General features: G+C 62.7%; 15 protein-coding genes. 13 read left to right on the plus strand and 2 right to left on the minus strand.

Annotated elements, in window-relative coordinates:
• Positions 1–97 precede the first annotated feature (97 nt).
• From E9677_RS04820 to guaA, 10 genes are all read left to right on the plus strand, one after another.
• Positions 98–469 (plus strand): septal ring lytic transglycosylase RlpA family protein, encoded by a 372-nt coding sequence (locus E9677_RS04820; protein WP_136556918.1) that lies wholly within the window; start codon positions 98–100, stop codon positions 467–469.
• A gap of 104 nt (positions 470–573) precedes the next feature.
• Positions 574–1,866 carry an RsmB/NOP family class I SAM-dependent RNA methyltransferase gene (locus E9677_RS04825; protein ID WP_136556919.1) on the plus strand — a complete coding sequence of 431 codons (1,293 nt, stop codon included), beginning with the start codon at positions 574–576 and terminating at the stop codon, positions 1,864–1,866.
• A gap of 124 nt (positions 1,867–1,990) precedes the next feature.
• Positions 1,991–3,271, plus strand: coding sequence for an imelysin family protein (locus E9677_RS04830; protein WP_136556920.1), 1,281 nt, complete (start codon positions 1,991–1,993; stop codon positions 3,269–3,271).
• A 47-nt stretch (positions 3,272–3,318) separates the two neighbouring features.
• Positions 3,319–4,845, plus strand: a complete 1,527-nt coding sequence (locus tag E9677_RS04835) for a di-heme oxidoreductase family protein (RefSeq protein ID WP_136556921.1) — start codon at positions 3,319–3,321, stop codon at positions 4,843–4,845.
• Positions 4,845–5,951: an imelysin family protein gene (locus E9677_RS04840; RefSeq protein ID WP_136556922.1), complete on the plus strand. Its 1,107-nt coding sequence runs from the start codon at positions 4,845–4,847 to the stop codon at positions 5,949–5,951. The genes E9677_RS04835 and E9677_RS04840 overlap by 1 nt, the downstream gene beginning before the upstream one ends.
• A gap of 1 nt (position 5,952) precedes the next feature.
• A complete protein-coding gene (locus E9677_RS04845; protein WP_136556923.1) occupies positions 5,953–7,029 on the plus strand; it encodes a DUF1513 domain-containing protein in 1,077 nt (358 codons plus the stop codon).
• A 39-nt stretch (positions 7,030–7,068) separates the two neighbouring features.
• Positions 7,069–7,521 carry a TspO/MBR family protein gene (locus tag E9677_RS04850; RefSeq protein WP_168801115.1) on the plus strand — a complete coding sequence of 151 codons (453 nt, stop codon included), beginning with the start codon at positions 7,069–7,071 and terminating at the stop codon, positions 7,519–7,521.
• 67 nt (positions 7,522–7,588) lie between these two features.
• Entirely contained in the window at positions 7,589–8,038 is a 450-nt protein-coding gene (locus E9677_RS04855; protein ID WP_136556925.1) for a PaaI family thioesterase, read from the plus strand.
• Entirely contained in the window at positions 8,035–8,673 is a 639-nt protein-coding gene (locus E9677_RS04860) for a 5'-methylthioadenosine/S-adenosylhomocysteine nucleosidase (protein WP_136556926.1), read from the plus strand. The genes E9677_RS04855 and E9677_RS04860 overlap by 4 nt, the downstream gene beginning before the upstream one ends.
• Positions 8,674–8,749: 76 nt before the next feature.
• On the plus strand, positions 8,750–10,312 hold the full coding sequence (guaA, locus tag E9677_RS04865) for a glutamine-hydrolyzing GMP synthase (RefSeq protein WP_136556927.1): 1,563 nt from the start codon (positions 8,750–8,752) through the stop codon (positions 10,310–10,312).
• Between the two features lie 70 nt (positions 10,313–10,382).
• Here guaA and E9677_RS04870 read toward each other — a convergent pair whose 3' ends face one another.
• Positions 10,383–10,943 (minus strand): methylated-DNA--[protein]-cysteine S-methyltransferase, encoded by a 561-nt coding sequence (locus tag E9677_RS04870; RefSeq protein ID WP_136556928.1) that lies wholly within the window; start codon positions 10,941–10,943, stop codon positions 10,383–10,385.
• Positions 10,944–11,102: 159 nt separating this feature from the next.
• On the opposite strand from E9677_RS04870, the gene E9677_RS04875 reads away from it, so the two are divergent.
• The 3 genes from E9677_RS04875 to E9677_RS04885 all read left to right on the plus strand — a co-directional run bounded on the left by E9677_RS04875 (position 11,103) and on the right by E9677_RS04885 (position 13,267).
• Positions 11,103–11,453, plus strand: coding sequence for an ArsC family reductase (locus E9677_RS04875; RefSeq protein WP_136556929.1), 351 nt, complete (start codon positions 11,103–11,105; stop codon positions 11,451–11,453).
• Positions 11,454–11,457: 4 nt separating this feature from the next.
• Complete coding sequence (gene ybaK, locus E9677_RS04880) at positions 11,458–11,931, plus strand: Cys-tRNA(Pro) deacylase (RefSeq protein WP_136556930.1); 474 nt, start codon at positions 11,458–11,460, stop codon at positions 11,929–11,931.
• Positions 11,932–12,016: 85 nt separating this feature from the next.
• The gene (locus tag E9677_RS04885) at positions 12,017–13,267 is read left to right on the plus strand and encodes an aminopeptidase (protein ID WP_136556931.1); all 1,251 of its coding nucleotides are present in this window, start codon (positions 12,017–12,019) and stop codon (positions 13,265–13,267) included.
• An 81-nt stretch (positions 13,268–13,348) separates the two neighbouring features.
• On the opposite strand, the gene E9677_RS04890 is transcribed toward E9677_RS04885, so the two are convergent.
• Complete coding sequence (locus E9677_RS04890) at positions 13,349–13,702, minus strand: hypothetical protein (protein ID WP_136556932.1); 354 nt, start codon at positions 13,700–13,702, stop codon at positions 13,349–13,351.
• Positions 13,703–13,856: the final 154 nt, after the last annotated feature.

The following is a 13,856-nucleotide window of genomic DNA, read 5'->3' on the forward strand; positions in this document are numbered from 1 at the left end:
TTGTAACTTTTCGTGATCGCATCGTGGCACTTTTTTGCCATTTTTGACCCTGCTTTGACGTCGGAACGGAAAAATCCACTCTTTCCAACGACCAGGGATGTATAACTTGACGATCACCCGACGCTCTATTTTCACCGCTGCAACTATTGCTGCACTCTGTGCTTTCGCGCCTCACAGTGCAAATGCGAAGTCTTCGTGCGGTGGCGCCTCCTGGTATGCCCTGCATTCGAAGACTGCCTCCGGTGAACGTATGAACCCGGCCAAGATGACCGCAGCCCACAAGACACTGCCTTTCGGCACCAAGGTGAAGGTCACCAATTCGCGAAGCGGCAAGAGCGTCGTCGTCCGTATCAACGATCGTGGTCCCTTCATCCGTGGCCGCGTGCTCGATCTCTCCAAGGCCGCTGCCCAGAACATCGGCATGATCCGCTCCGGCCATGCCAAGGTCTGCTACGAGATCATCAGCTAAGACAGCCCAAGTTCGGGAGCGGCGATTGGTCCGTCGGGTTTTAGGCGCTTGCTCTTGCCCCTGATCGCCGTTACCACGCTCTCTTCTTTCAGAGGAGAATGACCATGCGCCTGGGCGGCCGTCTTGCCGGTGCGATCGAAGTCTTGAGCGATATCGAGACCCGTCGCCGACCCGTTGCCGATGCCCTCAAGGATTGGGGCCTTTCGCATCGTTTCGCCGGTTCCGGCGATCGTGCGGCCATCGGCAACATTGTCTACGACGCGCTGCGCATGAAGCTTTCCCATGCCTTCCTGATGGATGATGACAGCGCTGCCTCGCTCGGCTGGGCCGTGCTGCTGCGGCAGTGGGGCATGAAGCTCGAAGCCCTGCAGGCCGATCTCGAGGGCGACAACTTTGCCCCCGCGCCCCTTTCAGAAAGCCAGATCCAGGCCTTTGCCAGCCGTGATCTCTCCGACGCGCCACTCCATGTCCAGGGTGACATTCCCGACTGGGTGCAGCCCTCGTTCGAACAGGCCTTCGGCGACGACTGGCTGGCGGAAGCAAAGGCGCTCGCCACGCGCCCGACGCTCGATCTGCGTGTGAACACGCTGAAGGCCAACCGCGACAAGGTGCTGAAGGCGCTCGACCGTTCCGGCGCCCAGGCCTCGCCGATCGCGCGTTTCGGCATGCGCGTGCCGGCCGGCGAAGGACCGTCCCGTCTGCCGAATGTCACGGCCGAACTCAGCTTCCAGAAGGGCTGGTTCGAAGTGCAGGACGAGGGTTCGCAAATCGTTGCCGATCTGGTGACGCCGCGCGAGGGCGACCAGGTGCTCGACTTCTGCGCCGGCGGTGGCGGCAAGACGCTCGCCATGGCGGCGGCCATGAACAACAAGGGCCAGGTCCACGCTTATGACGCCGATCGCAAGCGGCTGGCGCCGATCATCGAGCGCCTGAAACGCGCCGGCACGCACAATGTCCAGGTCCATGACAGCACCAAGGGGCTTGCGAGCCTCAAGGAGCGCTGCGATCAGGTTCTCGTCGATGCGCCCTGCACCGGCACCGGCACCTGGAGGCGCCGTCCCGATACCAAGTGGCGCCTGACCGACCGTAACCTGCAGGAGCGCATTGCCCAGCAACAGGAAGCGCTCACCGAGGCCTCGACCTTCGTGAGGACAAGCGGTTCGCTGCTCTATGTCACCTGTTCGGTGCTGCCGGAAGAAAACGACCGCCAGGTTCAGGCTTTCTGCGAGGCCAATCCGAGCTTCGAGATCGTGCCCGTGCTGGAAGACTGGACACGTTTGTTCGGTGCCTCGGCACCGACGCCGCGTTCGGCGGATGGCAAGACCGTAACCCTCAGCCCCGCCAGCATGGACACCGACGGCTTCTTCTTTTGCCGGATGCGCCGTCGCCCGACGTGAATTGATCATCGTCAATTCCAGCGGTTAATTCGTATACTCGACTATTTGACACCAGTTTCTTTTTGCGCGAAGACATGGCCGTCCATTCAATACGAGGCGCCCATCTGCGCCGGAGGGAGACACCATGATCCGGAAATCCGTCATCGGCGCGTCGATCGCGCTGCTCGTCACATCGGCTGCCATCTTTGCAGGCCCGGCCATCGCCGCACCTGCGCCGAAGGACGTGCTGACGCATTACAGCGCGCTGGCCGAAGCCAAGTTCCAGGATGCGCTTTCGACCGCCAAGGCACTCGATGCCGCCATCGATGCGCTGATTGCCAAGCCGAGCGACGAGACGATGAAGGCAGCGCGCGCAGCCTGGATCGCAGCCCGCGTTCCCTACCAGCAGACGGAAGTCTATCGCTTCGGAAATCCGATCGTGGACGATTGGGAAGGCAAGGTGAATGCCTGGCCGCTCGATGAAGGGCTGATCGACTATGTCGATGCCGGCTACGGCACCGAGAGCGACGGCAACGCGCTTTATGTGGCGAATGTCATTGCCAGCCCGAAGATCAAGATCAATGGCGAAGAGGTCGACGCCTCCGCGATCACGCCGGAGTTCCTGGGCGAGACCCTGCACGAAGCCGGCGAAGTCGAAGCCAATGTCGCGACCGGTTATCATGCGATCGAATTCCTGCTCTGGGGCCAGGACCTGAACGGCACCGGCCCCGGCGCCGGCAACCGCTCCTTTACCGATTATGACACCGCCAATTGCACCAATGGCAATTGCGACCGCCGCGCCGCCTACCTGAAGGCCGCGTCCACGCTGCTGCTGCAGGATCTGGAAGAGATGGTCGTGGCCTGGGCGCCCGAAGGCGAAGCAACAAAGGCCGTTCTCGCCGATGAGCAGAAGGGCATCTCCGCGATCCTCACCGGCATGGGCTCACTCTCCTACGGCGAACTCGCCGGCGAGCGCATGAAGCTCGGCGTGCTCCTGCATGATCCGGAAGAAGAGCATGATTGCTTCTCCGACAACACGCATGCCTCGCATCTGAACGACGCCATCGGCATCGCATCCGCCTATACCGGCGAATACACCCGCGTCGACGGCACGAGGATGACTGGCCCGTCGCTCTCCGAACTGGTGGCCGCCAAGGATCAAGCGCTCGATACGGAAATGAAGGGCAAGCTCGACAAGACTCTCGCTGCCATGAACACCATGGCCGAGCGTGCCCAGACCACGGAAGCCTATGACCAGATGATCGGCGAAGGTAATGCCGAGGGCAATGCCACGGTGCAGGCCGCCATCGACGGGTTGATCGACCAGACGCAGACCATCCAGCGCGTCATTGCGTCGCTGGATCTTGGCACGATCGAGCTTGAAGGCTCCGACAGCCTTGATAGTCCTGAGGCCGTCTTCCAGTAAGCAACAAAGGCGGGCCGCCCCTCCAAGGGAGCGGCCCGATCCCCATCATGAGAACTCGCAAGGCCACCCTCGCCGGCCTCGGCATGTTTTTGACAACGGGCCTGACCATCTCGCCCGTTGCCGCCGGAGAGGCTGTCGGACAAACCGATCTGACGCCGAAGGATATCTCCCGCGTCATCGCCGTCACGCGTCCGACGGAAGACTTCAGCAAGGCCGAGAGTTTTGAACTGATGCAGGGTGGCGCGGGCACCTCCCCGCGCGGCGTGAGCGCCGACTCCTTTTCCGACTTTTCCGCCAACATCACCTTCGCCGAAGAAGAAGAGTTCAAGCTCGGCAACGCTCTGTTCCGCAAGCTCTGGGTCTCCTCCCCCTCCTCGACCCAGGCCTCGGACGGCCTCGGCCCTCTTTTCAACGCGCGGGCCTGCCAGAGTTGTCACCTGAAGGACGGGCGTGGCCACCCGCCTGAGGGCGACCGTGACCATACCTCGATGTTCTTCCGGCTCGCGCGCGCTGCTGCGACGGCCGAGGAGCAGGCCAAGCTTGAGCGGCTCGACATCGCTTCGCTGCCCGACCCCGTTTATGGTGGCCAGCTGCAGGACCAGGCGGTGCCCGGCATCTCCGCCGAGGGACGCATGGCCATCACCTATACCGAGGAGCCGGTGACGCTCTCCGGCGGCGAGAGGGTGAAGCTGCGCCGCCCCAGCTATTCCGTCAGCGACCTGAATTACGGTCCGCTCGATCCCACGACAGTGCTATCGCCACGCATCGCCAATCCAATGATCGGGCTCGGCCTCATCGAAGCGATCCCCGAGCAAGACATCCGGGCGCTGGCCGATCCCGAGGACCTCGATGGAGACGGCATCTCCGGACGCGCGGCCCGCGCCCGCGATCACCGTACCGGCGAGATCAAGCTCGGCCGCTTCGGCTGGAAGGCACAGAACGCTTCGGTGCGCGACCAGAGTTCTAGTGCTTTTGCCGGCGATATCGGAATTTCCACGCCGGATGATCCGCGCCACTTCGGTGACTGCACGGACAAGCAAACGGCCTGCTTCGAGGCGGCCACCGGCGTCCAGCCGCGACTGGGCGATACGGAAGCACCGGATCCGGTGCTAGAGCTCGTGACCTTCTACGCAAAGAACCTGGCCCTGCCCAAGCGGCGCAACGTGGACGATGCCCAAGTCCTGCGCGGCAAGCAGGTTTTCTACGAAAGCGGCTGCATCACCTGCCACCGGCCAAAATTCGTCACCAGCCGCAAGGCGGAGAACAAGGCGCAGGCCTTTCAGCTGATCTGGCCTTATTCCGATTTCCTGCTGCATGACATGGGCGAGGGGCTGGCCGATGGTCAGGCCGAGGGGGACGCCACCGGCGGGGAGTGGCGCACGCCGCCGCTCTGGGGTATCGGTCTCACCCAGACCGTCAGCGGCCACAGCTTCTTCCTGCATGACGGGCGAGCGCGAAACCTGACCGAGGCCATTCTCTGGCATGGCGGAGAGGCTGAAGCCGCCCGCGATGCCTTCGCCGCCGCCAACATCGAGGACCGCAAGGCCCTGATCACGTTTCTGGAGTCTCTCTGATGCGGTTTTTCACGCGCCTTGCCCTTGTCTCCGCCTTTCTCCTGCCCCTGCCCGTGCTGGCGCAGGAAACGGCTCAGACTGTCGGCACGCTCGACGCAGCCAAGGTGCCTGCTGTCATGGCGCGTGCGGTCGACGACTTCATCCGCCCCGGCTACCAGAACTTCACGGATCAGGCGGGCGCGATGCAGGCGGCAATGACGACGCTCTGCGGTTCTCCCTCGGTTGAAAGCCTCGAAGGCGCCAAGGCGGCATTCGGCAATGTCGTCGACGCCTGGTCGCGCATCGAGATCGTGCGCGTCGGCCCGGTCATCGAAGGCAATCGCTTCGAGCGCATCCTGTTCTTCCCCGATCGCAAGGGCACCGGGTTGAAACAGGTCCAGGCTGCGCTCGCCAAGCCCGATCCGAGCGTCACCTCGGTCGAGACGCTGAAGGTCAAGAGCGTCGCCATGCAGGGGCTTGGCGCCTTGGAATTCGTACTGTTCGGCACCGGCTCGGAGATACTGGAAACCGGTGAAGGGAGCTATCGTTGCCAATACGGCACAGCGATCGCGGCCAACCTCGAACGGCTGGGCTCCGAGCTGACAGCTGCCTGGGATGCGCCTGACGGTGTGGCCGCCGCCTGGAAGACGCCGGGACCCGACAACCCGCTTTTCCGCGACGAGGCGGAAGCCGCCAAGGAACTGCTCGGCGTGCTCGTGCATGCCGCAGAAACCGTCCGCGACCAGCGCATCGAGCAATTCTATAAGGGCGAGCGCAAGAAGGCCCTCCCGCGCCAGGCGATCTATTGGCGCTCGGGCAATACCTTCCGCTCGATTACCGCCAATATCGAGGCTGTGCGTGCGCTGCTCGACACCTCGGGCATGGTGGAGCTTCTGGCCGAGGGCAATCGCTCGGTCGTCTCCTCGACGGACTTCGTCGCACGGTCCCTCTCGCGCGTGTCGGCCGATATCAAGCCGGATGTCGTCGCCGTCTTCGAGGATCCGGCCCAGATCGCCAAGCTCGACTTCCTGCTGCTCAACAGCCGCGACCTGATCCTGAGGCTCAACAACGATCTCGGTGGCGGGATCGGGCTTGCCGCCGGCTTCTCCTTCTCCGACGGCGACTGAGATGATCGCCACGCCGCTCATTGATCGTCGCGCCTTCCTGCGTTCCGCAGGCTTGGCCTTCGTGGCCGGGCTTGCCCCCAGTTCGGCATTTGCGCTTGAGCGGACGGATGCTGTGTATGCCAGTGGCCTGAAGAGCCCCGACGGCCAGTTTGCCATCGGGCTGGTCAGCGAGACCGGCAGCCTGATCGACGAGATCGCGCTGCCGGGCCGTATCCACGGGCTCTGCCACAGTGCTGCAAACGGGCTTTCGGTTGCCTTTGCAAGGCGGCCCGGGACCTTTGCCGTCATCTTCGATTCAAAGAAGGCAGTTGAGCCGCGCATCATTGCTGCCGCGGAAGGCCGCCACTATTTCGGCCACGGCGCCTTCTCGCCCGACGGCCGGCTCTTCTATGCCAGCGAAAACGACTTTGACGCCAATGCCGGCGTGATCGGGATCTACGACTGCATCTCCGGCTTCGAGCGCGTGGGCGAAGTACCGGCCCATGGCATCGGCACGCATGACATCACCGTCACGGCAGATGGTCTGCTGGTCATCGCCAATGGCGGGATCGAGACGCATCCCGATTTCGGGCGCACGAAGCTCAATCTCGATCATATGGAGCCCTCGCTGGTGCTGGCCGATGCCCGGACCGGGGCGCTCATCGAGAAGCACACACTGCCGCCGGAGCTCCGCCAGCTCTCCACGCGGCATCTCGACGTGGCCGCCGATGGTCGCATCTGGTTCGCTTGCCAGTATGAGGGGTCGCGCACGGATCGGCCGCCGCTGGTCGGGTATTTCGCAAAGGGTGAGCGGATTTCCTATGTCCAGCTACCCGACGACACCACTGACCGGCTGGGCAATTATGTCGGCGCCATCGCCGTCAACCGGGCAGAAGGCCTCGTCGGCATCGCCTCGCCGAAGAGCGGGCTCTGGGCCGTGCTCGATGGCAAGGATGGGCGGCTGATTTCGGAGACGGTTCTGGCGGATGCGGCCGGCATTGCCTCCTCGCCCAAGAGCTTTGCCGTCTCCTCCTATCGCGGCGATTTCCTCGACCGACAGAGCCCTGTCGCCTGGGACCAGCATATCATCCGCCTCTGAAGGCTGGCAGAACCAGCCGTGGAACACTAGATCATCCTCATGTCCAAGATCCTGAGCTATATCCTCTTCATCGGTTTCGTCGTCGGCGCGGGCCTTCTCACCGGCCTCACCAATTCGCCGGGCGACTGGTTTCAGTCCCTGGAAAAACCGTTCTTCAACCCGCCCTCCTGGCTCTTCGGCCCGGTCTGGACCACGCTCTACGTGCTGATCGGCGTAGCCGGCGCGCGGATCTGGCAGCGCGAGCCGAAATCGGCAGCCATGCAGCTCTGGTTTGCGCAGATGGCCTTCAACCTGATGTGGTCGCCCGCGTTTTTCGGCCTGCAGAACCCGGAACTGGGGCTTGTCGTCATCATCGGCATGCTGGTGACGATCATCGCCTTCATGGTGAAAGCCCGCCCGATCGACCGGATCTCGACGCTGCTCTTCGTGCCCTATCTCGCCTGGGTCAGCTGTGCGAGCCTCCTCAATCTGTCGATCGCCTGGCTGAACTGAATTTGCCTGTCGCCGGCTTGCCTGCCTGAAACAGCCATGCCAATTTCGCCGCCGAAGGGGACAAGGCATGGTGGATTACGATCAGGAAGCCGTGGAAACACGGATTCGTCAGAGTTTCGCGCGTCAGGGGGCGATGGAGACCCTCGGGGCTGAGCTCACGCGGATCAGCCCCGGCGTGGTCGAGATTGAGCTCGCCTATGATCGGAAGCTCACCCAGCAACACGGCTTCCTGCATGCCGGCGTGATCTCGGCCGCACTCGACACCGCCTGCAGTTACGCGGCTTACACTGTGATCGAACAGGAGGCCTCGCTGCTCACCATCGAATTCAAGGTGAACCTGATGTCGCCGGGGCGCGGCGAGCGCTTCCTGTTTCGAAGCGAAATTACCAAGCCGGGCTCGAACATCATCGTCGCCGACGGGCGCGGCTATGCGCTGACCGACGGTCCGGCCAAGCTGATCGCCTCGATGACCAGCACGATGATGGTGATCCGCGGACGCGAGGGGATTTCCGGATGACCTATGAGATGAAGCCGATCGCCGGCAAGACTGTGCTTTTTGTCATGGCGGCGGATGCCGAATACGGCGTCTTCCTGCGCACCCGCATCTCGCCGCTGATGACCGGTGTCGGTCCGGTCGAGGCGGCCGTGGCGCTGACGAAGGAACTCGCGCGCCTGTCGTCGCACGATGATCTGCCCGATCTCGTCGTCTCACTCGGCTCTGCCGGCTCCGCGACCCTCGAACAGGCGGAAATCTACCAGGTCTCCGCCGTCTCCTATCGCGACATGGATGCCTCCGCCTTCGGTTTCGAGAAGGGCAAGACGCCCTTCCTCGACCTGCCCGTTTCCGTTGAACTGCCACTCCGGATACCGGGCATTCCGGCCGCCACGCTTTCGACCGGGGCAAATGTCGTTTCGGGCGCCGCCTACCAGTCGATCGACGCCCAGATGGTCGACATGGAGAGCTTCGCGATCCTGCGCGCCTGCCAGAGCTTCAACTTGCCACTGATCGGTCTACGCGGCATTTCGGATGGCCGCCACGACATCAACCACATCGACGACTGGACGCAGTATCTGCATGTCATCGACAAGAAGCTGGCGCTTGCCGTCGATGGCTTGCAGACGGCACTGGAAGACGGCGTCTTCTGGTTCTGAGCGGCTGCACAAAAATTCGAGATTCTCTGGGCGATCTGCCATTGAAACAGGACGCCTTTTTCTTTAAAGGCTCGCCATGACCCAGACAGCACATCCCGACAGTGTTCTCATCGTCGATTTCGGCAGCCAGGTAACGCAGCTGATCGCCCGCCGCGTTCGTGAATCCGGCGTCTATTGCGAAATCGTCCCCTTCCAGTCCGCCGAAGAAGGCTTCCACCGGTTGAAGCCCAAGGCGATCATCCTGTCGGGAAGCCCCGCTTCCACGCTCGATGAAGGAAGCCCCCGCGCGCCCCAGGTGCTGTTCGACAGCGGTCTTCCGATCTTCGGCATCTGCTATGGCCAGCAGACCATGTGCGCCCAGCTCGGCGGCAAGGTCGAAGGCGGCCATCACCGCGAATTCGGTCGCGCCTTCCTCGAAGTCGAACAGGATTGCGACCTGTTCAGCGGCCTCTGGTCTGTCGGCTCGCGCCACCAGGTGTGGATGTCCCATGGCGACCGCGTCACCGCGATCCCGCCGGGCTTCAAGGTGCTCGCCACCTCGTCCAACGCACCGTTCGCCTTCATCGCCGACGAGGCCCGCAAGTATTACGCCGTGCAGTTCCACCCTGAGGTCGTTCACACGCCCGATGGCGCAAAGCTCATCCAGAACTTCGTGCAGAACATCGCCGGCCTGAAGGGCGACTGGACCATGCATGCCTATCGCCAGAAGGCGGTCGAGCAGATCCGCGCCCAGGTCGGCGACAAGCGCGTTATCTGCGCGCTCTCGGGCGGCGTCGATAGCTCCGTCGCAGCGCTGCTGATCCATGAAGCCGTCGGCGACCAGCTGACCTGCATCCTCGTCGACCACGGGCTCATGCGCAAGAACGAGGCAGCCGATGTCGTTGCCATGTTCAAAGAACACTACAACCTGCACCTCATCCATGTGGATGCCGTCGACAAGTTCGTCGGCGAACTGGAGGGCGTGTCGGACCCGGAAACCAAGCGCAAGATCATCGGGCGCCTGTTCATCGAGACCTTCGACGAAGAAGCCAAGAAGCTCGGCGGCGCGGATTTCCTCGGCCAGGGCACGCTCTATCCCGACGTCATCGAAAGCGTCTCCTTCACCGGCGGCCCTTCCGTGACGATCAAGAGCCACCACAATGTCGGTGGCCTGCCCGAGCGCATGAAGATGCAGCTCGTCGAACCCTTGCGCGAACTCTTCAAGGATGAAGTGCGCGTGCTCGGCAAGGAGCTCGGCCTGCCCGATAGCTTCATCGGCCGCCACCCCTTCCCGGGTCCGGGTCTTGCCATTCGCTGCCCGGGTGGCGTGACGCGCGAAAAGCTCGACATCCTGCGCGAAGCCGACGCCATCTATCTCGACGAGATCCGCAAGGCCGGCCTCTACGACGCGATCTGGCAGGCCTTTGCCGTGCTCCTGCCGGTCCAGACCGTCGGCGTCATGGGCGATGGCCGCACCTATGAATTCGTCTGCGCGCTGCGCGCCGTGACCTCAGTCGACGGCATGACAGCCGACTTCTACCACTACGACATGGAATTCCTCGGACGGGCTGCCACCCGCATCATCAACGAGGTCCGCGGCATCAACCGCGTCGTCTACGACGTGACGTCCAAGCCGCCGGGCACGATCGAGTGGGAGTGAGGCAGCGCCGCAATCCTGATGCACGAATGAAACGGAGGGCCATCGCCCTCCGTTTTTTTGTGCCACGCTTTCAGAAACCGAAAGACTGCTGAGCGGGTGACGCTTCGACCGATGGCAGGCCTTCAAGCTCCAGCATCCGTTGCTTGGACAGTGTTCCGCCCGGTGCGGAGAAGCCGCCGAGCTTGCCGCCGGCGGCGAGCACTCGGTGGCAGGGGATGATCAGCGGGATCGGGTTTTTCGCCATGGCCTGGCCGATGGTCCAGGCACCGGCCCGCCCGAGTTCGAGCTCACCGGCCAGAGCGCCATAGGTTGTCGCCTTGCCCCAGCCGAGACGGCGGGTGGCGTCGTAGATCCGCCGATAGAGATCCGTCTGGCCCGAGAGATCGAGGCGCAGATCGGAGAAGTCCGTCATGTCTCCGGCGAAATACGTCCTCACGCGCTCAATCACTTGCTTGATCTCGGCTGATGGCTCCGCCTCGGCACCCGAGGGGTGACGCCGCAGCGCGGCGCGTAGGGTCTCCTCGGCGCTTTCTCCTGGCAGGCGCAAACCGGAAATTCCGATGTCGCTCCAGGCGATGGCACAGAAGCCTCTGGCGGTTTCGAAGATGGTGTAGCGATGCGTGATCGACATGGCGTGCGTCCTGCTGGATGCCTTACAGTCAAGATGTTTGAAGATGGCCGTAGCAAACGGATCGATCAACCCGTTTTCTGCCAGCGCCTCATCGCGCTTCGGCTTGCCAGGCGCGCTGGCCTGTTGCTATCCGTCGAGGACAAACAGGAGACATGCGGCATGGCCATCACAATCTACGGCATCAAGAACTGCGACACGATGAAAAAGGCACGGACCTGGCTCGACGAGCACGGCGTCGCGCATGACTTCCACGACTACAAGGCCAAGGGCGTCGATGCGGCAACCCTCGACAGCTGGATCGGCAAAGTCGGCTGGGAGGTCCTGCTCAACAAGGCCGGTACGACCTTCAAGAAGCTCGACGAGACCCAAAAAGAGAACCTCGACGCAGCAAAGGCCAAGACGCTGATGCTGGACCAACCCTCGATGATCAAGCGTCCGGTGCTCGATGTGGACGGCGCGCTTGTCGTCGGCTTCAAGCCCGAGACCTATCAGCAGACCTTCAAGGCCTGAGCCCATGGCGAAGACCACGCGCGCCACGCAGTTTCTCGACAAGGCCGGCGTCGCCTATACCACCGCGACCTATGACTCTGACCCGAATGCCGAGCGCATCGGACTGCAGGCGGCGGAAGCAATCGGCGAGCACCCCTCGCGGGTGTTGAAGACGCTGATGGCAGAGCTCGACGGCAAGCCGGTCTGCGTGGTCGTGCCCTCCGACAAGGAGGTGTCGATGAAAAAGCTGGCGAGCGCCTTTGGTGTCAAATCGGCAGCGATGATGAAACCGGCCAATGCCGAAAAGCTCACCGGCTTCGTGGTTGGTGGCATCAGCCCCTTCGGCCAGAAGAGGCAGGTGCCGACCGCCATCGAGATCTCATCCATGGACGAACCGCTGGTCTACATGAATGGCGGGCAGCGTGGCCTGCAGGTGCGGCTCTCGCCGCAGGATGCGCTGAAGGCGCTTGGCGCGATTGCGGCACCGCTCACCGCCTGACCTGATCCATGGTTTGACGTCCATGGTCTGGACTTCGCCATCTTTCCCCTTAAGTCTGGCGTGACAGCCACAACAGGAATACTTCATGACCCTCCCCGACCTCTCCGCCTCCATTGATCCGCACAAGCTCGACAAGCTCGCCGAGGTGGCGATCAAGGTCGGGTTGCAGTTACAGAAGGGGCAAGACCTCGTGCTGACCGCGCCGCTGGTCGCCGTGCCGCTGGTGCGGCTGATTACGGCGCATGCCTATAAGGCAGGCGCGTCGACCGTCACCACCTTCTATTCCGACGAGGAGACGACGCTTGCGCGTTATCGCCATGGTCACGACGCGAGTTTCGACCGGGCGCCAAACTGGCTCTATGACGGCATGGCCAAGGCTTACGAGAACGGGGCAGCGCGCCTGGCGATCGCCGGCGACAATCCAATGCTGCTTGCTGAGCAAGACCCTGCCAAAGTCGGGCGCTCCAACAAGGCGACGTCGATCGCCTACAAGCCGGCGCTGGAGCATATCTCCAATTTCGACATCAACTGGAACATCTGCTCCTATCCGAACCCGTCCTGGGCGAAGCTCGTCTTCCCGGACATGCCCATCGAAGAGGCCGTGCGCAAGCTGGCAGACGCCATCTTCGCCGCGTCCCGCGTCGATCGCGACGATCCGGTCGGCGCCTGGGCGGAGCACAATGCGGAGCTGAGGAAGCGGTCGACCTGGCTGAACGGCGAACGCTTTGCAGCACTGCACTTCACCGGCCCTGGCACCGATCTGACGGTTGGCCTCGCTGATGGTCACGAATGGCATGGCGGCGCGTCGACCGCGAAGAACGGCGTGACCTGCAATCCCAACATTCCGACCGAGGAAGTCTTCACCACCCCGCATGCGCTGAAGGTGGAAGGCCATGTCTCCTCGACCAAGCCGCTTTCCCATCAGGGCACGCTGATCGACGACATCCAGGTTCGTTTCGAAGGCGGACGGATCGTCGAGGCCAAGGCTTCCAAGGGCGAGGCTGTGCTCAACAAGGTGCTAGATACCGATGAAGGGGCGCGGCACCTCGGCGAAGTGGCATTGGTGCCGCATTCCTCGCCGATCTCGGCCTCGGGCGTGCTCTTCTACAACACGCTGTTCGACGAAAATGCCTCCTGCCATATCGCGCTCGGCCAGTGCTATTCGAAGTGCTTCCTCGATGGCGCCTCGCTCAGCCAGGACCAGATCAAGGCGCAAGGGGGCAATTCCTCGCTCATCCACATCGACTGGATGATCGGGTCGGACAAGGTGGATATCGACGGCATACGCGCCGATGGCTCGAAGGTGCCGGTCATGCGTCAGGGCGAGTGGGCCTGAGGCCCACCTCCTGCGCTCACGGACAACAAAAAACCCCGTCCTGTCGCCAGGGCGGGGTTTTGCTTTTGAAGCTGCATCAGATCAGCGGTAGTAGACGATCTTGCCGCCATTGAAGGCCGTCTCGACCCACAGCACGTTGTGCGTGGCGATGCCGCGAACCTTGAGGGCTGCGACAAGGCTCGGATCTTCAGTGACCACAGCCTGGGCCAGGCGCAGACTGTTGCCGGTCGGGTAAATGGCCTGCATGGGATAGGTGTGTCGATCAAAACCGCCCCGATCGACGCGGACCGCGTTGACGTTACCGTTATACTGCTTGCCGAACAGGATTTCACGGGGAGTCCAGCCGCCGGCTTCGACATATCCTGCCGCCTGGGCTGGCACAGCGCCGAGGCTTGCAGCCACCAAAGCGGCGGCGAGAACGAGTTTCTTCATCATGGTCATACTCCTTTGCGCCGGATGCTTGGGAGCACATCCGGCTTCACGCGCAGATGTGGTGATGATGAAGAAAGTTGTCCAGCATAATCACAGGAGGTTGATCAATTGCGCGCAATTTATCTTTGCGTCGCGTTGGCCACCGACTTTCGCGATG

Origin of the sequence: Peteryoungia rhizophila, from assembly GCF_004912145.1 — a bacterium.
Taxonomy (GTDB): Bacteria; Pseudomonadota; Alphaproteobacteria; order Rhizobiales; family Rhizobiaceae; genus Allorhizobium; species Allorhizobium rhizophilum.